This window comes from Ruegeria sp. H7 (genome assembly GCF_056532945.1).
On record NZ_JBQFNZ010000001.1, the window covers coordinates 1034904 to 1054627 of the forward strand.

18 protein-coding genes are annotated in these 19724 nt (G+C 55.8%); 9 read left to right on the forward strand and 9 right to left on the reverse strand.

The genetic code is table 11. The features are described 5' to 3' along the window. The first annotated feature begins 39 nt into the window (after positions 1-39). The gene (locus ACR0AC_RS04840; RefSeq protein WP_480872186.1) at positions 40-969 is read left to right on the forward strand and encodes a LysR family transcriptional regulator; all 930 of its coding nucleotides are present in this window, start codon (positions 40-42) and stop codon (positions 967-969) included. Between the two features lie 172 nt (positions 970-1141). Here ACR0AC_RS04840 and ACR0AC_RS04845 read toward each other — a convergent pair whose 3' ends face one another. The 6 genes from ACR0AC_RS04845 to ACR0AC_RS04870 form a co-directional block, all read right to left on the reverse strand. Then, positions 1142-2134: a LacI family DNA-binding transcriptional regulator gene (locus ACR0AC_RS04845; protein ID WP_480872188.1), complete on the reverse strand. Its 993-nt coding sequence runs from the start codon at positions 2132-2134 to the stop codon at positions 1142-1144. 52 nt (positions 2135-2186) lie between these two features. Then, positions 2187-3131 (reverse strand): ribokinase, encoded by a 945-nt coding sequence (locus tag ACR0AC_RS04850; RefSeq protein ID WP_480626430.1) that lies wholly within the window; start codon positions 3129-3131, stop codon positions 2187-2189. After that, positions 3128-3538, reverse strand: a complete 411-nt coding sequence (rbsD, locus tag ACR0AC_RS04855) for a D-ribose pyranase (RefSeq protein WP_170456563.1) — start codon at positions 3536-3538, stop codon at positions 3128-3130. Before rbsD ends, ACR0AC_RS04850 begins: the two co-directional genes overlap by 4 nt. After that, the gene (locus tag ACR0AC_RS04860; protein WP_480626431.1) at positions 3535-4488 is read right to left on the reverse strand and encodes an ABC transporter permease; all 954 of its coding nucleotides are present in this window, start codon (positions 4486-4488) and stop codon (positions 3535-3537) included. The genes rbsD and ACR0AC_RS04860 overlap by 4 nt, the downstream gene beginning before the upstream one ends. Before the next feature lie 41 nt (positions 4489-4529). Beyond that, the gene (locus ACR0AC_RS04865) at positions 4530-6065 is read right to left on the reverse strand and encodes a sugar ABC transporter ATP-binding protein (RefSeq protein WP_480872190.1); all 1536 of its coding nucleotides are present in this window, start codon (positions 6063-6065) and stop codon (positions 4530-4532) included. Between the two features lie 73 nt (positions 6066-6138). Then, the gene (locus ACR0AC_RS04870; protein ID WP_480626433.1) at positions 6139-7056 is read right to left on the reverse strand and encodes a substrate-binding domain-containing protein; all 918 of its coding nucleotides are present in this window, start codon (positions 7054-7056) and stop codon (positions 6139-6141) included. Positions 7057-7750: 694 nt separating this feature from the next. On the opposite strand from ACR0AC_RS04870, the gene ACR0AC_RS04875 reads away from it, so the two are divergent. The 7 genes from ACR0AC_RS04875 (at position 7751) to ACR0AC_RS04905 (ending at position 14689) form a co-directional block, all read left to right on the forward strand. Continuing rightward, complete coding sequence (locus tag ACR0AC_RS04875) at positions 7751-9004, forward strand: ABC transporter substrate-binding protein (RefSeq protein WP_480872192.1); 1254 nt, start codon at positions 7751-7753, stop codon at positions 9002-9004. Positions 9005-9094: 90 nt separating this feature from the next. Beyond that, entirely contained in the window at positions 9095-9982 is an 888-nt protein-coding gene (locus tag ACR0AC_RS04880) for a carbohydrate ABC transporter permease (RefSeq protein WP_480780103.1), read from the forward strand. Further along, entirely contained in the window at positions 9982-10791 is an 810-nt protein-coding gene (locus tag ACR0AC_RS04885; RefSeq protein ID WP_480582933.1) for a carbohydrate ABC transporter permease, read from the forward strand. The genes ACR0AC_RS04880 and ACR0AC_RS04885 overlap by 1 nt, the downstream gene beginning before the upstream one ends. Positions 10792-10799: 8 nt before the next feature. After that, a complete protein-coding gene (locus ACR0AC_RS04890; protein WP_480872194.1) occupies positions 10800-11828 on the forward strand; it encodes an NAD(P)-dependent oxidoreductase in 1029 nt (342 codons plus the stop codon). Between the two features lie 11 nt (positions 11829-11839). Beyond that, the gene (locus ACR0AC_RS04895; protein WP_480582939.1) at positions 11840-12844 is read left to right on the forward strand and encodes an ABC transporter ATP-binding protein; all 1005 of its coding nucleotides are present in this window, start codon (positions 11840-11842) and stop codon (positions 12842-12844) included. Between the two features lie 18 nt (positions 12845-12862). Beyond that, the gene (locus ACR0AC_RS04900; RefSeq protein ID WP_170456576.1) at positions 12863-13891 is read left to right on the forward strand and encodes a LacI family DNA-binding transcriptional regulator; all 1029 of its coding nucleotides are present in this window, start codon (positions 12863-12865) and stop codon (positions 13889-13891) included. Positions 13892-13906: 15 nt separating this feature from the next. Then, positions 13907-14689 carry a ThuA domain-containing protein gene (locus ACR0AC_RS04905; protein ID WP_480626434.1) on the forward strand — a complete coding sequence of 261 codons (783 nt, stop codon included), beginning with the start codon at positions 13907-13909 and terminating at the stop codon, positions 14687-14689. Between the two features lie 243 nt (positions 14690-14932). On the opposite strand, the gene ACR0AC_RS04910 is transcribed toward ACR0AC_RS04905, so the two are convergent. Then, a complete protein-coding gene (locus ACR0AC_RS04910) occupies positions 14933-16426 on the reverse strand; it encodes a cryptochrome/photolyase family protein (protein WP_480872197.1) in 1494 nt (497 codons plus the stop codon). Between the two features lie 656 nt (positions 16427-17082). On the opposite strand from ACR0AC_RS04910, the gene ACR0AC_RS04915 reads away from it, so the two are divergent. Further along, positions 17083-17268, forward strand: coding sequence for a hypothetical protein (locus ACR0AC_RS04915; protein WP_170456580.1), 186 nt, complete (start codon positions 17083-17085; stop codon positions 17266-17268). 466 nt (positions 17269-17734) lie between these two features. Here ACR0AC_RS04915 and ACR0AC_RS04920 read toward each other — a convergent pair whose 3' ends face one another. Both ACR0AC_RS04920 and ACR0AC_RS04925 read right to left on the reverse strand, forming a co-directional pair. Next, positions 17735-19012 (reverse strand): sensor histidine kinase, encoded by a 1278-nt coding sequence (locus ACR0AC_RS04920; RefSeq protein ID WP_170622691.1) that lies wholly within the window; start codon positions 19010-19012, stop codon positions 17735-17737. A gap of 50 nt (positions 19013-19062) precedes the next feature. Next, positions 19063-19722: a response regulator transcription factor gene (locus tag ACR0AC_RS04925; RefSeq protein WP_170736664.1), complete on the reverse strand. Its 660-nt coding sequence runs from the start codon at positions 19720-19722 to the stop codon at positions 19063-19065. Positions 19723-19724: the final 2 nt, after the last annotated feature.

Below are 19724 nucleotides of genomic sequence, written 5' to 3' on the forward strand. Positions count from 1 at the left end.
CTCGGCTCATGATACTGCAACGCTGACAGAGCAGATGACATGAATCAAATCGATGAATACAATGCTTGCATGAGCAAGATTAATGGAAGCCTCGCAGCCCTCGACTTGAACCTGATCACCGCATTGGATGCGCTTCTGGACCGACGATCCGTTTCGGACGCAGCTTACGCCGTAGGTCGCACACAGTCTGCAATGTCGCACAGCCTTGCGAGATTGCGCGACCATTTTCGCGATCCGATTCTTGTTCGTGAGGGATGGACGATGCGGCTCACTCCATTTGCAGAAAAGTTACATCCCCGTGTAACGGCCGCGGCCGAAGCCGCAAAATTGATGTTCACAACCGATTTCGAGTTTGACCCTGCTACGACCACACGCCGCATTCATGTTGCGACGCCGGATCTTTGCACGTCGCTGTTCACGGATTTCATCGGCGACCTCGCAAACGCGGCTCCGCTCGCTTCCGTTGAGTTCCTTGAAGGGAACATGGCGCGGCAAGCCGTTTTAAGCTCCAAGGCAGACATTGGTTTGGGCTTTGGCCGCCAAAAATCGGACACGAACCTGGTTCTGCACAGAATTGCGCCACTCGAGTGGTGCACGTTCACGCCCGAAACGCATGAATACAGCCGGAATCCGACAACAGAGGTTTGGAGCGCATCTCGACATGTCCTTGTTGGATTAGGTGGTGCGCAAGAAGGGCCGGTCGAAAAGATGCTCCGAAAACACGGCATCGATCGCCATGTCGTTTGCTACGCATCAAACTTTTCTGCTGCGCTTAACCTCGCTTCGGAGACAGATGCGCTCATAACGACATTGCGCGCGCCGTTCGAGAAAACAGCACGGCTTTTGGGGATGTCGGCCCAACCAACTCCGTTTGCGATGCCTAAAGCGACGGCCGCACTGATGTTCCGTGCCGATCACGGGAACCCGTTTTCAATCTGGTTGAAGAAGCTCTGTCTGGGCGCTGTTTAGACGGTGTTCGTACACGACCTACATCTGGTGAATTGGGGTCAATCGGAGTGGGCGCATCAATGAAGTTAAAGCAACCGCTCACCAACTGCGAAATGGTGGGTAGGCCTGCTCCAATCGTGCGAATTTCCGTTGAGGTCGCTTCGCACGAGGCACTGTAAACTTCCTGTGGATTTTACCTGGGGGCAGTTGAAGATCCTCGAACGACGACAGAACCTTCAATCATAAGATCTTCATCGGAAACGCTCTTCCCATCCAGCAGACGGGTTACCGCGGCGTGGCAAAGTTCCAATGCAGGTTGTGAAACGGTCGTCAGGCGGGGGATTACGTGTAGTGCAAGGTCAATGTCGTCAAACCCGACTACTGACAGGTCATCTGGCACTCGTAATCCAAGATCGTTTGCCGTCCGCAGCGCACCAATTGCCATCTGATCATTTCCGGTTGCTATCGCACTTGGTCTGGGCGTTTCAGATTGGGTGAGAACCTGCCGCGCAAGTGCCTCGCCGCTGTCATAGTCAAACGTGCCTTCCAGTACATTAAGTGCCACATCGTCAGCACTCGATGCGAACCGTTCGACAGCTTCGACAAAACCCTGCTTTCTAAGCCTGCCAACTTCGGTGTCTTGTGGACCGGCCAGGTAGGCTATCCGTCTATGGCCAAGATCAAGCAGATACTCGGCCGCTTTTGCGGCCGATGCGGAATGATCGATACTCACAAGTCCCGCGGTGCCGAAGCGACGGTCCAGAGACACGATCGGGATGTCAGAGTTCCCCAGTGTGGCGTTGCTGGAATCGTTTGTTGCGACAATGACAAGCCCGTGCAGCGACTGTTCGAGCAATGCCGAGATCTGACGTGCTTCTGTTTCCGGATCGTCCATGGTTGTTGTCAGCATCACGGTGTAGCCGCGCGCTGACGCCTCTTTTTCGATCCTCATCGCCAGCTTTGCAAAGAACGGATTGGTGATATCCGGAACAACAAGTCCAATCACATTCACCTTCTTCGTGCGCAATGCGCGCGCGGCCTGATTTGGCTTGTAGCCAAGATCCTCGACCGCCTTAAGAACCTTTTCCCGTCGCGCTGGTTTTACCGTGCTGTCATGCGACAGAACTTTCGACACCGTCCCGACCGAGACCCCCGCAAGCCTGGCCACATCTTTTACTGTTGCCATATCCGAACCCGATTTAGCCTGGCCGAGTAGTTTACGGCCACAGTTGGTATTCTCAACCATTTGCCAAACAGTGGGAATATGACCTTTTCCTGAAACTTTCCAGTTGGTGTTTGAAGGGCGCGGATGTTGACGCCCCGCGCTGCGTGGTTGCAAACGCCGCTGCATCCATTGCGGTTACTATGGCCTGATCGATGGTCTCTTTGGCGGCCAATCCGTGTGCAAGGGCACCGTTAAAGCAATCACCAGCTGCAACAGTGTCGATTGCGGGAACATTCGGCGCGGTCATCTGACCGTCCTCGCCATCAATGCACCAGGCGACACCCAGCCTGCCCATTGTAACTATCGCGCCCCGCCGCACCGAAGAACACAGCGCGCGCGCGGCGATGCGTGCCTCATCCAGTGTGGTTGGCAACGTTCCGAGAATGAGGTGCGTTTCATGCGTGTTGGGTGTGATGATGTCGAAGGCATTCAGGATCGATTCACTCCAGAACGGAACGGGCGCGGGCGCGGGATCCATGATGACCAATCCTCCGGCTTCATGCGCAATGCGCGCGGCGGCCAGAGATGCAGAGATCGGAACCTCGTTTTGAAGCAGCACAACAGTACTTTGCCGCAGGGCATCCGCGTGGCGTTCAACCATCTTCGCGTCCATGACAGCATTCGCCCCTTGCGAAAGACGAATGATATTCCCTCCATCGGGTCCAACATCGATAAATGCCATGCCCGAGGATCGATCCGGCAACTCGGCAACCCGCAATTCGACGCCCGCTGCCCGAATGTCGGCAACGGCGTCGTGGCCAAAACTGTCTTTGCCGACGGCGCCGATCATCGTCACCTGACTGCCCAGCCTTGCAGCGGCCACTGCCTGATTGGCACCCTTGCCGCCAAGTGTGATCTGGGTGCTGCCCGCCGCGACCGTCTCGCCCACTCCAGGCCAGCGCTCGAGATACGATGTCAGATCGACATTGATGCTTCCTACAACAGAAATACGGGTCAAAACGCCACCCCGCACACCAGAATGACATTTGCGAAAGGTGTCGTTTCACCTGTGCGAATGATTGCCTTTGCCTGTGATGTTCGCGCCTTGAACTCTGCATGGGGCAGGACGGATTGTCCTACCGCCGCCCCATGATTGGCGGGCCAGACGGTCAGCAGGTCAGTGATCTTGCCGGTGACTATCGTGCTGGCTTCGGTCGTAAGTATCGCGTGTTCCACAATCAACTCACTTCCCAGTGCTGTCAGGACCTGCTGCAGATCGGGCACGCCGGCCGTCACAGCAAGGTCGATTATGGGTACGGCCCTAGGGTGTGGCAGCCCTGCATCTGCCACCACAACTTCATCGAGGTGGCCAAGCTCGGCGACGAGGGCACTCAGGTGCCGGTTCAGGAGGACGCCGCGTTTCACGCCGCCGAATACTTTGCGCGATAATGATCAAGAATGACCGCTACCACGATGACAACACCGGTGATCATCTGCCGCATGAAGTCACTCAGGCCGATCAGGATCAGACCATTGGCCAAAACGCCGATGATGATGGCCCCCAAAAGCGTTCCGATGACTGATCCACGACCACCGCTTAGGCTGGTGCCACCAATGATGACGGCCGCAATTGCGTTCAGTTCGAACCCAATTCCTGCAATCGGAGAGGAGATGTTCAGACGTGCCATATATATGATCGCTGCTATCCCGGCGGTCATGCCACAAATCGAAAAGGCTGCGACCTTATACCAGAACACGGGATGACCGGCCAGGCGCACGGCCTCTTCATTGTTGCCGATCCCATAGATCAGACGCCCGAAAACGGTGCGGTTCAGCACGAACCATGCAACTGCGACCAACCCAAGCGCAACCAGAAAGACCACCGGCACGCCATAGATCAGTTTTGAGCCAAACTCTTCGAAGGCAAACGGAAAAGAGTAGATCGTTTGCGCGTCTGAGATCTGAAGCGCTGCGCCCCGGGCAATGTTCAGCATACCCAAAGTGATGATGAAAGAGGGCAAAGCCCAATAGGCACTGATGGCCCCATTCAAAACCCCACACAAGGTTCCCGCCAGAACACCGGCCAATACGGCCAGAATGATCAGCTCTGTTTCGCCAATTCCGGGCAGTGTGATGGCTTTGCCTGCCACAATGGCGGCGAAGGCCATGACGGACCCGACGGACAGATCGATGCCGCCGATCAGGATCACAAAGGTCATTCCAACGGCCAGGATCAGATTGATCGTAATCTGCGTCAGGATGTTGGTGATGTTATTGGCGGACAGAAAATGTTCGCTGGCAATCGAAAAGAAAACCACGATCACAAGCAGGGCCAATCCGATACCTGCATTGTTGACGATAGATCGTAAAGACACAGCGTTCTCCCTTGATGCAGGCGGAATTGATTCAATCGTGCTCATGCCGTTTTCCTTTCAGTGTCGCTCTGCTGCCCGTAGGCGAGATGCAGAATTCGTTCCTGTGAAAATTCCGTCCGTTCCAGGCTGCCCTGAATGCGGTGATTGGCCATGACGAGAATACGGTCCGCCAGTGTAATCAGTTCGGGCAGTTCCGAAGAGACAACGATCATGGACATACCTTCGGACACCAGATCGCGCAGGATCGAGTAGATTTCTGCCTTGGCACCAACATCGACGCCGCGTGTCGGCTCATCCAGCAATAGAATGTCGGGATTCCGTGCAAGCCATTTTGCCAAAACGACTTTCTGTTGGTTGCCGCCGGACAGGCTGGAGGCCGCATCCGACAGTTTCCCGTATTTTAAATGCAGTCTGGCACCGCTTTGGGTCGCCAGTCGTCTTTCTTCGGCAAAATCCAGAAGCCCGCGCTTTGTTACCGAGGCCAGATCAACCAGCGTCGTGTTTGCCGCTATCGGCATATCGAGGATCAGACCTTCTTCTTTACGGTCTTCCGTCACGAAACAGATCCCGGCCGAGATTCCATCCCTTGGGCCTTTGATGTTCAACGGCGCACCGTCGCGGAACACTTGTCCCGACACAGTTGGATCGGCCCCGAATATGGCCCGCAGAACTTCGGTGCGTCCGGCACCCACCAATCCGGCAATCCCAAGAATCTCGCCCTTGTGCAGATCAAAAGAAACGCCGTCGGGCCCGGGATTGGCCATGGTGCGCAGGTTTCGAACCGAAAGGGCGATGTCACTGCTTTGTTTGACCTCGCGCCCATGCGCGGCATCGACCTCCAACTCGCGCCCGACCATATACCGGACAACGTCTGCTGATGTTACGTCAGTTATGTCTTTGGTCACGACCGTCTGACCATTGCGGAAAACGGTGACACGCTCGCAAATGGCAAAGACCTCTTCCAGATGATGCGATACGAACACGACGGTTACGCCCTTCGCTCTGATCCCGTCCACGATCTTGAACAACCGCTCGGTTTCGCGCTCGGTGAGCGTGGCTGTCGGCTCGTCCAGAATAAGGATGCGGCTTTCGCTTTGCAGGGCGCGGGCGATTTCAACCAACTGCCGATGCGCAATCCCAAGTGTTCTTACGGGGGTCGAAACGTCGATGTCACTTAGCCCGATTGCATCCAATGCCAGCCGCGCCCGGCGCTTCATTTCGCCCCGGTCCAGAATGCCAAACCGTTTGCGCGGGAGATGTTCGATCGAGATGTTTTCCGCGACGCTGAGATCGTTGAGCAGATTGAACTCCTGATGAACCACCTGAATTCCAGCTGCTTTTGCGTCATGCGGGTTTGATGGCTTATACGGTTGCCCGTCCAGTTCAACTGTGCCTTCATCAAAAGGGTGGACGCCGGAAAGCACCTTGATAAGGGTCGATTTTCCGGCGCCGTTCTCGCCGACAAGTGCATGGACCTCGCCCGCGATCAGGTCAAAACTAACCCCGTCAAGAGCATGCACGCCGCCAAAGGACTTTCGCAGTTTCTTCACAGTCAGGAGAGAGGTATCAGCGCACATTGGTTCGACCTTGTTCAGCCAGAGTAATGGATGCCCGATTAGAGGGGTAACGGGCATCCGCGAGAGTTCCACCTTATTTGGTAACCAACTCGATAGGGGTCTTGACCCACCCTTCCAGTTGCGGCCCACCGGCGATGACTTCAAGGGCGAGATCGATCGAATTCGCGGCCATATCGGCACCAAACTGATCCACCGACGCAAGCAAGCGACCATCCTCGATCATCGGAAGAACCGCTGGGATCGCGTCAAATCCGACCACCAGAATGTCGTCGCGCCCCGCAGATTCCAGCGCCTTGACCACACCGATGGCCATCGAGTCATTGGCTGCCATCACGCCCTGAATATCGGGGTTTGCCGTCAGCATGGTCGAAAAAACCTGGTTGGCTTCTTCGGTTTCCCAATGCGCGGTACGGCTGTCGAGCAGGTCAAGCTTGTATTCCGCAACCGAGTCTTCGAAGCCCATGCGCCGCTGATTGGCATTGTCTGCACCGGGATTGCCTTCGATGATAACGACCTTGCCGCCCTCGCCCAGAGCTTTGCCCAAGGCATCACCCGCCAGTTTCGCCCCGCCGCGATTGTCCGGGCCGACAAAAGCCAGTTCCACGCCCTGCTGTTCTTTCGCGCCTTCGTCCAGTGCGACGTCAAAATTGACCACAATGATCCCCGCTTCCATCGCGCGTTTCAGCGGGCGGACCATCGCCTTGGAATCTGCCGGGGCAACGACGATTGCATCGACGCCCTGCGTGATAAAGTTCTCGACCGCATTGATCTGGGATTCAAAATCCGTCTCGTTCTGCATCCCGACGGCAATCAGTTCATAGTCGCCACGCTCGACAGCGTGCGCCTCTGCCCCAACCAGCATGTTTTGAAAAAACTCATTGGCCAGCGACTTCATGATTAGGCCAACGACCGGTTTATCGTCAGCCGCCGCCATACCTGCGGACAATAGAATTCCGGTCGCTGCCGCAGCAGCGAATTTCATGAGCTTCATAAGAGCCTCCCTAGGTTTTCAGCTTGTTCGGAAAGGCAATCTTTCACGCCGATCCACCGTCTTTATACGAAGCCATCGAATCGCTTTTCTGTCAATATGAAACGTTTCATAATTGAATATTCAGGACCCGCCGAAAACACTTACCGCGCGTTTTGGAAAATTTACCTTATTATTTTCAAATGCTTATCGACTTTTCGCCACGCAGCGGATTTATGGCGACTAAAAACGATGGAACCAGGGACCCACGCTGAAGCGCAACGATGATTTTCGCAGCCGAAAGGCAACGGAAGCGTTTTCCGAACATTTCGTGAAAGCAATGATTCGCCATCGAAACCGTCGCTAAACAAGTGCTGAAACAACTTTGTTTTCTGGCACCCGGAATCGCAGGTTTTGATACCGTTGCCCCGCGGTTGTGAACCGCCAAGCCGATCCAAGCAACGTTGATGATGCCTCGCTTTACAGTACGGGTGTGCACACTGTTTCAGCGCGACGCCCGGCAATTGTTTGAGAACGGAGGATCTCAAATTTCGAGGCCTGCATTTCGCCGGCCTACAGTATTGAAAAAATGTATTCGTTTACATTTTTATGTAATCGTATACATTTTGAACAAAGAATCATCGAAACTGGGAGGAAAAACATGAAAAGGTTTGTCACAGCCAGTGCGATCGCAACTGCGATTTCTTTAGTGCCAATAATGACATACGCACAGTCGGAAGTGGTTGTTTGGGTTGCCGGGGAACCCGGTCAAACAAATGTCTACGATGATCTCGCCGAAGCCTATAATACGCAGAATTCGGATGTTACGGTGACAATCGTCAAGAACTCTTCCGACCTGTTTAACCCCGCTTTGATCCCCGCCCTTTCGGCTGGCGAAGGGCCTGATCTTTTCTCGTTTGGAACCGGCCCGGGTCAACCGGCGGCCCTTATTGCGGGCGGCCTCGTCGCCGATCTGACAGATGCCTATTTCGCAAATGACTGGAGCAGCACAATCCCCGAAGGCATCGTGGTGCAGACATCAAGCGACGGCAAGCTTTGGGCCTTTGGCAATGAGGTCGAGACGACCGGTATGTTCTACAACAGCGCAATCTTTGACGAACACGGAATTTCCGTGCCCACCACATGGGCTGACATGGAAGCCGCCGTGGCGAAACTGCAAGAGGCGGGCTTTGATACACCCATTGGTCTCGGCGCTGCCGACAAATGGCCCGTGTCGCATTGGCAGTCCATGATGTTTGGTCGCTACGCGGGTCCCGAAGGTATCGAGGACGTTCTATTTGGCGATGGCGCATGGACTGACGAGCCCTTTGTGGCTGCCTCGGCAAAACTGCAAGAGATGGGCAAAGCGGGCTGGTTCGGGCCGACACCGGTTGCAATCGGATATGGTGAACTGATGGACCGGTTTTGGGCCGGTGAAGTGCCGATGACCTTCACCGGACCTTGGGTGATCGGAGGCGGAACCGAGGCCGCAGGTGATCGCATCGACGACTTTAGCGTCTTCGCCGTGCCGCCACTTGAAGATGGCCAGATAATCCACCCCACCAACTCTATCGGCAGTGGCTGGTACATTCGCGAAAGCTCTGACAACAAAGACGCCGCGATTGACTTCATGAACTACATGTTCGCGTCGCAAGAAGGTCGCGTCGCGCTGCTGAACGCCGGCACAGTTCCGGTCGGTCCACTTGATCAGGCGCTGAGCGAGGCCCAGATGCCCGCGTTGGCCGTGGACATCTGGAAAGCATCGGACGATCACGCGGCAAACGGATCCGTTCCGGCGTTTCTGGACACCATCACACCGGGAAGCCTGACCACGGTTTCTTATGATGGGCTGCAAGCCCTGCTTCTGGATGTCATGACGCCCGAAGAATTCACTGCGGAAATGCAATCCGCATGGGCCGCCGCGAAGGAAGCCGGTGAAATCATGCTGCCCGGTGGCATCGCCGAACGGTAAGGCCTTTCGGCAAAACGCCGGTCCATGGGCGCCGTGCCTGTGGACCGGCGCACTCCCAAAGAACGACTCGCATTAGTCGAAGGTGGAGCCATGTTTCTCGACCCGGATTCCAAATTAGCGCAGCGCCTGAACCCTGTTCTGTTTCTGCTGCCCGCGCTGACGATCTACATCGTCTTTGCGATCTACCCGACCTATTCGGTGCTGGAATATTCCTTTACCGATTGGGACGGAATCAGCCCCGAGCGGAATTTTGTCGGGTTGGAGAACTATCAAAAACTGTTCTCTGACAAGATCTTCTGGGAGGCTTTTCGGAATACATTTGTCTGGTCCGGCGTGATCATCGTTATCAATGTCGGTCTTGGCCTGGTGATTGCCGCTATGCTCGCGCGGGTTTGGAAAGCGCGATTGCTGATCCAGACATGCATCGTTCTTCCGGTCGTGATCTCTCCGATGGCCGTCGCCACGATCTGGCGGTGGATGTATCAGCCGACAGGTGTCATCAATCAGGTGCTTGAGAATATCGGGTTGGGGGCTTTCGCCTCCCCCTGGCTGGGCAGCCCCGATGTGGTGTTATACGCGCTGGCCTTGGCACATAGTTGGTCGACAATCGGGTTGAGCGTCATCATCTTCCTTGCCGGACTTCAGGCCGTTGACGAGGACCTGTACGAAGCCGCGCGGGTCGATGGCGCAAATCCGTTGCAATCCTTCCGCTATGTCACTTTGCCCGCCCTGAGGCCTGTGACGGCTGTGGTCTTTATTCTGACACTCACGCAATCGTTCAAGGTCTTCGACATCGTCTGGGCCACAACTCAGGGTGGCCCGATCCGGTTCAGCGAAATTCTATCGACCTACATGTACAAACGCGGGGCGCTGGAGAACCAGTATGGCTATGGGTCGGCCATTGGCGTCGCGCTGCTGGTGATCGTCAGTATTGCAACGATCATCTACATGCAGATTCAGAACAGAGAGGATCGGTGATGGGACGCTGGATTCTGCTGTTCATTCTGGGCGTCATCGCTGTTGTGATGGTCTCTCCGCTCATTCTGACGGTCTTCACATCGCTCAAGCCCACGACCGAATTGGTGAACCCGCCGTGGTATCCGCCGATCAGCCTGACCTTCCAGCATTATGCGCGCGTTTGGACCGATGGTGGCTTTAGCGTGTATTTCTTCAACACCCTGATCATCTCGGTCGTTGATGCTGTCGTCATGATCTTTATCGCCTCGCTTGCGGCCTATGCCATGGTTTTCATGGAGTTTCGCGGCAAGGTGGTGCTGCAAATCCTGTTCCTGATTGGATTGATGATCCCTGTGACGGCCATTGTCCTGCCGCTTTTTCAAATCGTTCGGTCCTTTGGCCTTCTCAACACCCATCTGGGTGTCATCTTCGCGGACCTTGCCCTGGCCGTGTCGGTTTTCGTCTTCATGTTCTCATCGTTTTTTCAGGGCGTCCCCAAGGCGCTGCACGAAGCGGCCCGGATCGACGGTGCGACCGAGTTTCAGATTTACCGCCGCGTCGTCATGCCGATTGCCACACCCGCAGTGGTCACAACCGCACTGCTTGAGTTTCTCTGGAGCTGGAACGATCTGTTGCTGCGACTGCTTCTGTTGACCCAGGACGAAATGCGCACGCTGTCGGTGGGTCTGTTGAACTTTCAGGGGACCATGACCCGCGACGTGACCGGATTGTCCAGCGGTACCGTGATCATGGCGATCCCGGTCGTTCTTTTGTTCCTGTTCTTCCAACGCCACTTCGTGCGCGGCATGACCGCGGGCGCGGTGAAGTGAGGCGAAACATGTCGAAACCCCTTCTCATTCTAGATCAACACTTTCGCCAGTTGGAAGAATTATTCCGACCGTCTGCCTACACGGCCCTGGGCGAGCTTTGCGACATTCATGGTGGCGTAAACTGGGCGATGCCGCGGGCGGATTTTCTCGCACGGCTGCCGGACGCAGAGTTTGTCGCCGCCGCCAGGCCGGAGTTGAACCGGCAGGACCTGGATGCTGCCAAAAACCTACGCGCGGTGATCGAGGTTTCGGGCACCTTTCAAACCGGTCTCGACTATGATGCGTGTTTCGAGCGCGGTATCGAAGTGTTGTCTTGCGCGCCGGGATTTCGACGCTCGGTCGCGGAAATGGCGCTTGGTCTGATGATCGCAGGCGGTCGCGGCATCGTTGATGAGCACGAACGCTTCCGCGCCGGATCCGAAAGGTGGTTCAACGACAATATCGGCACGGATTTCTCGCTTTACGGTCAACGCATTGGGTTTGTCGGGTTCGGGTCCATCGCGCAGGAATGCGTACGCCTTCTTGCGCCATTTTCCCCAAAGATCGAAGCCTATGATCCGTGGCTGAAAGCAAGCGGAACAACGTTTGACGGTGTCGAATTCTGCGACTTGGAGCAAGTGACCACCAACAACCGCCTTGTCGTCATCGCGGCAACGCCCACCGACGAGAATTATCAGCTTGTATCCCGAACCCTTATCGAAAAGATGAAACCCGGGACGCTGGTTGTTGTGATCAGCCGGTCTCATCTCGTCGATTTCGACGCTCTTGTTGAGGCCGCCAGCGCTGGCCGCATTCGCGTCGCCAGCGACGTGTTCCCACAAGAACCGGTGTCCAAGCGCGCCGCGCTGCGATTGGTCGACAATGTCATCTGGTCGCCGCACCGTGCAGCTGCCGTGGAAGGTGGCCGCCACCCGATTGGAGATATGATCCTGCATGACGTTGAAGCGATTTTGTCAGGGTCCCCTGAACGGCGGCTGCAAGCTGCGTCTTTGGACACCGTAAGAAACATCATCCGTGCGCCACTGGCGGCCGGGTAAGGGAGGAAGAGATGGCTGGAGTTGAACTCAGGAACCTGTCCAAGGCTTATGGTAATGTCGAAGTGCTTCATGACATCAACCTGTCAATTGCAGACGGGGAATTCATCGTCTTTGTCGGCCCTTCAGGATGCGGAAAATCTACGCTGCTCAGGATGATTGCAGGCCTTGAAGAAGTGACCGGAGGCGATCTGATGATTGGCGGCAAACGCGCCAACGATCTGTCGCCGCGCCAACGCGACATTGCCATGGTGTTCCAGTCCTATGCGCTTTACCCCCAAATGACAGTGGCCGAGAATATGGGGTTCTCGCTCAATCTTGAGCGCCGTTCGAAAGATGAAATCCAAAAGAAGGTGCAAGAGGCCGCCGATGCGCTGAAACTTGACCCATTCCTTGACCGTAAACCGGGCCAGCTGTCCGGTGGTCAAAGGCAGCGCGTGGCCATCGGTCGCGCCATTGTCCGCAACCCGCAGGTTTTTCTGCTGGACGAACCGCTTTCGAATCTTGACGCGGCGCTTCGTTCGGAAACTCGGGTGGAAATCAGTGAACTGCATCAACGTATGGCAACAACGATGATCTACGTCACCCATGATCAGGTCGAGGCGATGACCATGGCGGATCGCATCGTGGTCCTGAACGGCGGCTATATCGAACAGGTCGGCAGCCCAATGGACCTGTACAACCACCCCGCCACCGAGTTTGTCGCGGGGTTCATCGGTTCGCCCAAGATGAACTTCGTCAAGGGGCGTTATGCTCAAGCCGTAGGTGCTTCAACCTTGGGCATTCGGCCCGAGCATTTTGCCGTCGGTCAGGCTGACGACGCATGGGAAGGCAAAGTGACTCTGGTGGAACGGCTGGGCCACGACACAATTCTATATGTGCGGGTTCCGGATGCAGGTGTTCTGACCGTAAGCCTTGATGGTCAGCAGAACCAAGATGTAGGAGACACCATCCACTTGCGACCCCAACCGGGATTCATCCATAAATTCAATGACCAAGGGCGGCCGATCGCCGCCTGAATCAAGTTGGAAGAAGATATGAGTTCAAAGCGTCCAACCGTCAAAGATGTGGCTCGCGAGGCTGGTGTCTCGATCGCAACCGTCAGTCGAGCCATGTCGCGCCCGGACGATGTGAAAGCCGCAACGCGCGAGCACGTGTTCGAGATCATGAAACGGCTGGGCTATCGGGCCAATCAGGCGGCAGGCGACCTGCGGCGTGGGCGCAGTAAAACCCTGCTCGTTCTGGTCTCTGAGATCACGAATGCCTTTTTCGCCGAATTCTTCAAGGGCATCGAAGAAGAAGCGCGCGCGCATGGTTACGTCCTTCTCATAGGCGACACCTCGGAAGACGCCGAAAGCGAGCGTGCGTTCTCGGACATGCTGTTGATGAACAAGGCTGGCGGGCTGATCCTGAACACAAACGGCTTTCTCGAGGATTTGTTGCCCAGCGACGCCAACGGCGTTTATTCAGGCCCGCCGGTCGTTTCTTGCGGCGGGCACAAAGAAATTGATCTGCCGACAGTGCGAACGGATGACGTCTTAGGCGGGCGTCTGGCCGCCGGGCACCTCATAGAACTTGGGCACCGCGATATCGCTCAGGTGTGTGGACCGCTACACACCAATGGGTTCGAGCGCCGCTATCACGGCTTTAACCAGACGTTGAAAAACGCGGGCATCCCACTGCAAAAAGACCGTGAATTGATGGGTCAGCTCTCGGTCGATTATGGTCTGGAGGCAGCCGAGCAATTGCTGGCATCGGGCAATCTGCCGACTGCGGTATTCGTTCACAACGATGAAACAGCCACCGGATTGCTGCACGGGCTGGTGCGCGCCGGAGTGCGGGTGCCGGAAGATATTTCTGTCATCGGCTATGATGACATGCCCTATGCCGCCATTTTCAACCCGGGCCTGTCCAGCATACGCCTGCCACGCCGCGACTGGGGACGTCTGGCTTGCCGAAAGCTCGTGTCGATCCTGAACGAAGAAGAAGGGGCCGACCAACCGATCATTATCGCCCCCGAACTAATCCCACGTGCAAGCACCGCCGCGCCACGAAACAACCGCTAATCGGAGCCTTTCATCATGATCCGCGCCGTCGTATGGGGCGAAAACGTCCACGAACAGACCAATCAGGTAGTCGCCTCGATTTACCCCCGTGGTATGCATGACTGTATCGCCGGCGCGCTCAACCAAGACCCGGAAATCGAAGCGACAACCGCAACTTTGCAGGAACCGGAACATGGTTTGCCCCAAAGCCGACTGGACGGAACGGACGTGCTGCTTTGGTGGGGGCACGCCGCACATGGCGGCGTCTCGGACCAGGTTGTAGATCGCATTTCAGATGCCGTTTGGGGAGGGATGGGATTGATCCTGTTACACTCGGCGCATTTTTCCAAAATCTTCAAAAAACTCATGGGCACGCCATGCTCAATAACCTGGCGCGAAGCTGGTGAGCGCGAACGCCTTTGGGTGACAGCCCCCGGACACCCGATCACGTCAGGGCTGCCGAACTATTTCGAACTCGAGCATGAAGAAATGTACGGCGAGCCTTTCAGCGTTCCGGACCCGCTTGAAACGGTTTTTGTCAGTTGGTTTCAGGGCGGCGAGGTCTTCCGGTCAGGCCTGACCTACCGCCGCGGGGCCGGTAACATCTTCTATTTCCGGCCAGGGCACGAAACCTATCCCACGTATCATGACGAGACTGTTCGACTGGTTCTCCGCAACGCGGTGAAATGGGCAAAACCATCCACAACACGCATCACCGATGTCCAAGCGGCGCCCAATCGAACGGTTGAAAACGCAATTGAACCTATCGAAGAACGCGGTCCAAAACTGCACTCGGACGGGGAAGATGGGTTTCGCTAGATGCGTCTTGTCGAGAACTTGACTAAAGCCAAGGTTGATCGCCTTTGCCCAACTACTCCGGATATCACTGTTGATGGCAACCGTACCCGCAAATGCTGAGGATGTGTGGCCGAATAGATCCTTGAGCCAAAGCCTGAACCTCTTTGGTTTGGCGAAAACAAGCCAGAAACACCTTTTCGGCCATTCTGGAACGGACTTCGTAACAGACTCTATCGGGTAACAGGTCAATGTCCGGTAGCGCTTTCATTGCTGCCGAGTCAGAAAAACCTCGGCGACGATCAGGTGCTTTTTCTTGGTCTCCGAATCCATCCGTATTGCCGTTTTACACATCATCGACCAGCGCGGATTTTGTGCAAGCCTGTCCAGATGTTTGAAAATGAAACGCCAATACAGGCCGTCCCAAACCTCTGCCCAAGGGCCTTTGCCCCAATGGCTCATCTTCCGGATATAGTTTGAACCCGAAAAATAGGGTTTGGTGGTCATCAGCCCACCATCGGCGTGCTGGCTCATGGCATAGGTGTTTGGAACCATGACCCAGTCATAGCTGTCCACGAACATCTCCATGAACCAGCGATAAACTTCATCAGGGTCGATCTCGCACAGGAACATAAAACCTCCCAGAACCATCAGCCGTTCGATGTGATGACAATAGCCAGTCTGCAGAATGCGCCCGATTGTGTCGTCAATCGGGTCGATGCCGGTGGTGCCATTGTAGAAAGAGGCGGGCATCTTGCGGCTGTGGCCCCAATGATTGGTGGTCCGCATCTCGACGCCAAGATGTTCATAGGTGGCGCGCATGAACTCTCGCCAGCCAATGATCTGTCGGATAAACCCCTCGACCGAATTGAGGGGGATATCCCGTGTCTGCGCGTGTTCAAGCGTCGCGTCCAGCACTTGTTTGGGCGTCAGCAGCCCGATGTTCAGCGCGGGTGTCAGAACAGCGTGCCAAAGCCAGCCTTCCCCTTCAACGATGGCATCTTCAAAATCGCCGAACTGACGAAACCGGCGTTCGAGGAATTGTTGCAACCAATCCGCTGCGGCCCCATGCGATGTCGTATAGTAAAGCCTGTCCAGCGACCCAGGCGCGTCCGGAAACTCAGAGATCACGCTATCCTTTGCAGCCTGGTCAACGGCGCCATGCGTGGGCCAATCAATCCACGGCAAACTGCCAAGCAGCGCTTTTGGAACCTTTTTGCGATTATCCCCGTCAAAGCTCCACCGGCCCCCCATTGGTTGATCGCCGTCCATCAAGACATCCAGACGACGACGCTGACTTTTGTAGAACTCGGCCATGAACCAACGTTTTCGGCCTGTGATCCACGCCGCGTTATCTGCACCTGTGTTCAGAAAGCCGGGCGATGGACGTATCTCCAGAGCGATACCCACAATCTCTGCGGCCTTTTCGACTCGATTTCGCGCAATGAAATCCACCAGATCCGCCATTACGACGCGATCAATCCCTGTCCTTGCCAGCCGCTGAAACAGACGTGTGCAAGCATCTGTCCGCATTTCATAAGGGTAAATTTCGGCATTCAAACCTTTGGCGATCAAATCCTGCTGGTAACGCGCCATGCTGGCCCGATGGAGCCAGAGCTTTTGCTTATGCATCCGCGCGGGATATCTCGCGTCGCCAAAGAACAATGGATCCTCGAACAGAACCACCAGCTCCGGGGGCTCTGCAAAACCCGGATGATCGGTAAATAGCTGGTTGGGCAGAAGGATTGTGGCAATGGGCATGGTCGTTCCGGCACGTTCTGTTTAGAAGCGAAATATGACGCGCCGTACCTTTGGCAAATAATTGTTCTTCTTTTGCCCCGGTCGCCGCCGTTTGCGCGCGCCGGAACGATTCATCGCAACAAGTTCAGATTTGCCAGAATGGTTGGGATTTTCTTTTTCAAAGTGAAAAAGCCGGATTTTGCGTGGGGCCAGGCGACACTATCGTACTTGCGCCTCACCCGGTGCAGCGAAACACCAGCCTCGGCCAATTTGGGTTCGGCTCTGTCCAGATGCGTCCTACGGGACCGATGGGTGGATAGGCAGTAGCGACGGTTCACACCCCGATCTGTTGGGCGGCTGCAAGGATCGGTACACTCCAGTCATCGACGGGCTGAGGCCGCATGTCAAAGCTTGCCAGCATGCTGTTCAATGCAGCCCCAGCAAATCCGAGCGTCGCCTTACCCATTGGCTGAGGAGACCTGCCAACATCCCCAATACACCTGCCGGTTCGTGCGACATAAGATGTGCGCCGCATAAACGCACGACCTCGTCAACGCGTGTGTAGAGCTGGTCCAAATTAGTTTCGCAGAGCCACGTTTAAAACTGCAAAACGACGGCCAGTGCAGATCCTTCCTTTCAACCACTCGCCCAACTACCTCTCGGAAAAGGACGTCAAAATGAATATGTTTGCCAAGACACCCTGTTTCTCCTCGGCTTTGCTGACCGGCGCTGCGCTGGCCGATCCGTACATGGAAATGAGTATTCCCCTAGAATGGGCACAAACTGCGGCCACAGTCGCATCTCAAAGCTGCGCAGGTATGGGATTTGCCACCACGGTTACGGTCGCAAACCAACGCGCGTAGCCCCGCGTCCAACTGATACGCGAAGGCGCGTTTCCCCACACCGTTCACACCAACAGCCGCAAAGCAAACACGGCCGCATCACGCCGCGAAGCGTCCTCGGTGATTGAGGCCCAAAATGAGCATGAACCTACGTTAGGTGCTGTCTTCAATTAAATCGGCCTGGTTACCCTCTCAGAGGACATCCCGATCGTTTACGAAGGCGCCGTCATCGGTTGCATCGGAATTGTCGGTTCTCTTGGTGAGGATGCAGATGGCAAGGAATTCGAAGACATCTGCGCCGAAGCAGGTATTGCGGCTATCAGTAAATATCTGAAGCCATAGTCCAGGCCAATTTGAACTGAGGGGCGTCCCTTGTTGCCCCTTCTCCCTACAACTTCTACAAGGTCTACTTTTGAATTAACCAGAGACTTTAGCGTAGTGTGGGAACAGAGCCGAGACGCCAGCTACATTTGACGATACGCTTTTCTCATAGATCAATCGTCACTTCACAAGCCAAGCCGCCTAAACGTTTCGATGCTCCGAGTTCTAGCTTCGCACCATATGCAGCCAACAAATCCACGGAAATAGACAGGCCCAACCCTGTCCCCCTTATAGAAGTGTCCAACCGACTGCCGGAACGCAAGACCTCATCTCGGGCACTTTCCGGAATACCGGGCCCGTCATCTTCCACGCAAAGTTCGATACCGCTGTCCGTGCGTTTCGCGGTGATTTGGAATGTTGCCCGGCTCCACTTAAGGGCGTTGTCGAGAAGGTTTCCGATCACTTCCTCGATGTCCTGAGGGTCCATTCGGACGCGAAGACCAGCCTCGCAATCCGAGACAAGCGTCTTCCCCTCGCGCTCTGCCATGACCGAGAACAGCCGGGACAGCCGTTCGACCGAATTCGATAGGTCTGTCCTGGAATGCGTCAGCTCTCCGGTGTTTGATGCACGCATGCGCGCGAGTGAACGGCTAAGCTGCGCGTCTATTCGGGTCAGGGCCTCTTCCGCGGGCTCGGTATGTGCTCCGGCGTCTGCCAGTTCGGCCAATTCGTTTCGCAAGATGGCCGTCGGTGTTTTGAGCGCATGCGCCAGATCCGCCGCCTGCCTTCGCGAACCGGCGACAATTTCGCGATTTCGATGCAGCAATTTATTGAGATCTTCCACCAAGGGGGAAACCTCGTCCGGGTAGTCTTTGGGAACCAGATCATCGCCCTGATCCCAGCGATGGGCCACATCGGCGCGCAATTTCCTGAGCGGGCCGACAATGGCGGACATCAGCAAAAGAGAACTGGCCACGCCGATCAAACCGACCAAGCCGAAGACCGGTAGCAAGTTTCTTTGTGCGGCGCTGCGTTCGTTGATCAGTTCGCTTCTGCTTTCGGCGACTGTTACGCCCCATTCCGTCCCGTCTTCGAACGTAATCTTCTGGTAGACGCTGCGAATGGCCTCACCATCCGGGCCCATGGTGTTCCAAACGGTTGTTTCGCCACTTGCGCTTGGAGGTTCGGCAATCGTTTCATCGAAGAGCGAGGCAGACGTATAGATGGCCCCGGCACTGTCCGTTACTTGCCAATAGCGTCCCGAGTAAGGCGTGCCATAGGCCGGGTCGAACACCAATTGTCGCAAGGTTTCAGGGTCATCCGTGGTGGCGCTGAGACCAACGACAAGTTGGGTATGCCGGTCCTGCAACGCTCCGTCGAACTGATCCAGAACGCGCGTATTGATGTAGGAAAACACCACCAACGTACCAACGCCTACCGACAAAGCTCCCGAGGCGATACCACCGAGTAAGGCCCGTTGACGCAACGAGAGCATCAGGTTGGATCGATCATGTAGCCCCGCCCCCTGACGGTAGTGATCAAATCGGAGCCCAGTTTTTTGCGCAGGCGTGTAACGAATACGGCAATCGTGTTGGAATCTCTGTCGCCGTCATATTCGTAGATATGTTCGGACAACTCAGTGCGTGACACCATACGACCAATGTTATGCGCCAGATAGGTCAGAACTGCGATCTCCTGCGCGGTCAAATCGACAGGAATGCCTCCTACACTGACCCGACCGTTTCGTGTATCCAGTGAGACATCCCCCATTTCTATCACGGGGTTCAACTGGCCGCTTTGGCGTCGCAAGATGGCACGAACCCGCGCGGCCAGCTCGGGCATGTGAAACGGCTTGGTCATATAGTCATCCGCGCCGGCATCCAGGCCGTCGACACGTTCGCTCCAGCCGTCTCGGGCAGTCAGGATCAAAACCGGGGTTTTGACACCCGCGCTGCGCCATTCACGCAGAACCGAGATACCGTCACGCTCGGGCAGGCCAATGTCGAGGATGATCATGTCGTACGGTTCGGTCGACCCCAGATGCAGGGCATCCGTCCCATTATTTGCCACATCGACCACGCGGCCTTCCGCACCCAACAGCTTTTTCACTTGCTCGCAAAGCTGGGGTTCGTCTTCAGCAAGGAGTATTCGCATAT

What these genes read in the sequence shown, in the direction of transcription:
- ACR0AC_RS04840 (WP_480872186.1), top strand. Translation starts at nt 40, where the DNA reads ATGAATCAAATCGATGAATACAATGCTTGCATGAGCAAGATTAATGGA.
- ACR0AC_RS04925 (WP_170736664.1), bottom strand. Translation starts at nt 19,722, where the DNA reads ATGCGAATACTCCTTGCTGAAGACGAACCCCAGCTTTGCGAGCAAGTG.
- ACR0AC_RS04870 (WP_480626433.1), bottom strand. Translation starts at nt 7,056, where the DNA reads ATGAAGCTCATGAAATTCGCTGCTGCGGCAGCGACCGGAATTCTATTG.
- ACR0AC_RS04880 (WP_480780103.1), top strand. Translation starts at nt 9,095, where the DNA reads ATGTTTCTCGACCCGGATTCCAAATTAGCGCAGCGCCTGAACCCTGTT.
- ACR0AC_RS04895 (WP_480582939.1), top strand. Translation starts at nt 11,840, where the DNA reads ATGGCTGGAGTTGAACTCAGGAACCTGTCCAAGGCTTATGGTAATGTC.
- ACR0AC_RS04890 (WP_480872194.1), top strand. Translation starts at nt 10,800, where the DNA reads ATGTCGAAACCCCTTCTCATTCTAGATCAACACTTTCGCCAGTTGGAA.
- ACR0AC_RS04910 (WP_480872197.1), bottom strand. Translation starts at nt 16,426, where the DNA reads ATGCCCATTGCCACAATCCTTCTGCCCAACCAGCTATTTACCGATCAT.
- ACR0AC_RS04885 (WP_480582933.1), top strand. Translation starts at nt 9,982, where the DNA reads ATGGGACGCTGGATTCTGCTGTTCATTCTGGGCGTCATCGCTGTTGTG.
- ACR0AC_RS04865 (WP_480872190.1), bottom strand. Translation starts at nt 6,065, where the DNA reads ATGTGCGCTGATACCTCTCTCCTGACTGTGAAGAAACTGCGAAAGTCC.
- ACR0AC_RS04900 (WP_170456576.1), top strand. Translation starts at nt 12,863, where the DNA reads ATGAGTTCAAAGCGTCCAACCGTCAAAGATGTGGCTCGCGAGGCTGGT.
- ACR0AC_RS04845 (WP_480872188.1), bottom strand. Translation starts at nt 2,134, where the DNA reads ATGGCAACAGTAAAAGATGTGGCCAGGCTTGCGGGGGTCTCGGTCGGG.
- ACR0AC_RS04875 (WP_480872192.1), top strand. Translation starts at nt 7,751, where the DNA reads ATGACATACGCACAGTCGGAAGTGGTTGTTTGGGTTGCCGGGGAACCC.
- ACR0AC_RS04915 (WP_170456580.1), top strand. Translation starts at nt 17,083, where the DNA reads ATGAATATGTTTGCCAAGACACCCTGTTTCTCCTCGGCTTTGCTGACC.
- ACR0AC_RS04905 (WP_480626434.1), top strand. Translation starts at nt 13,907, where the DNA reads ATGATCCGCGCCGTCGTATGGGGCGAAAACGTCCACGAACAGACCAAT.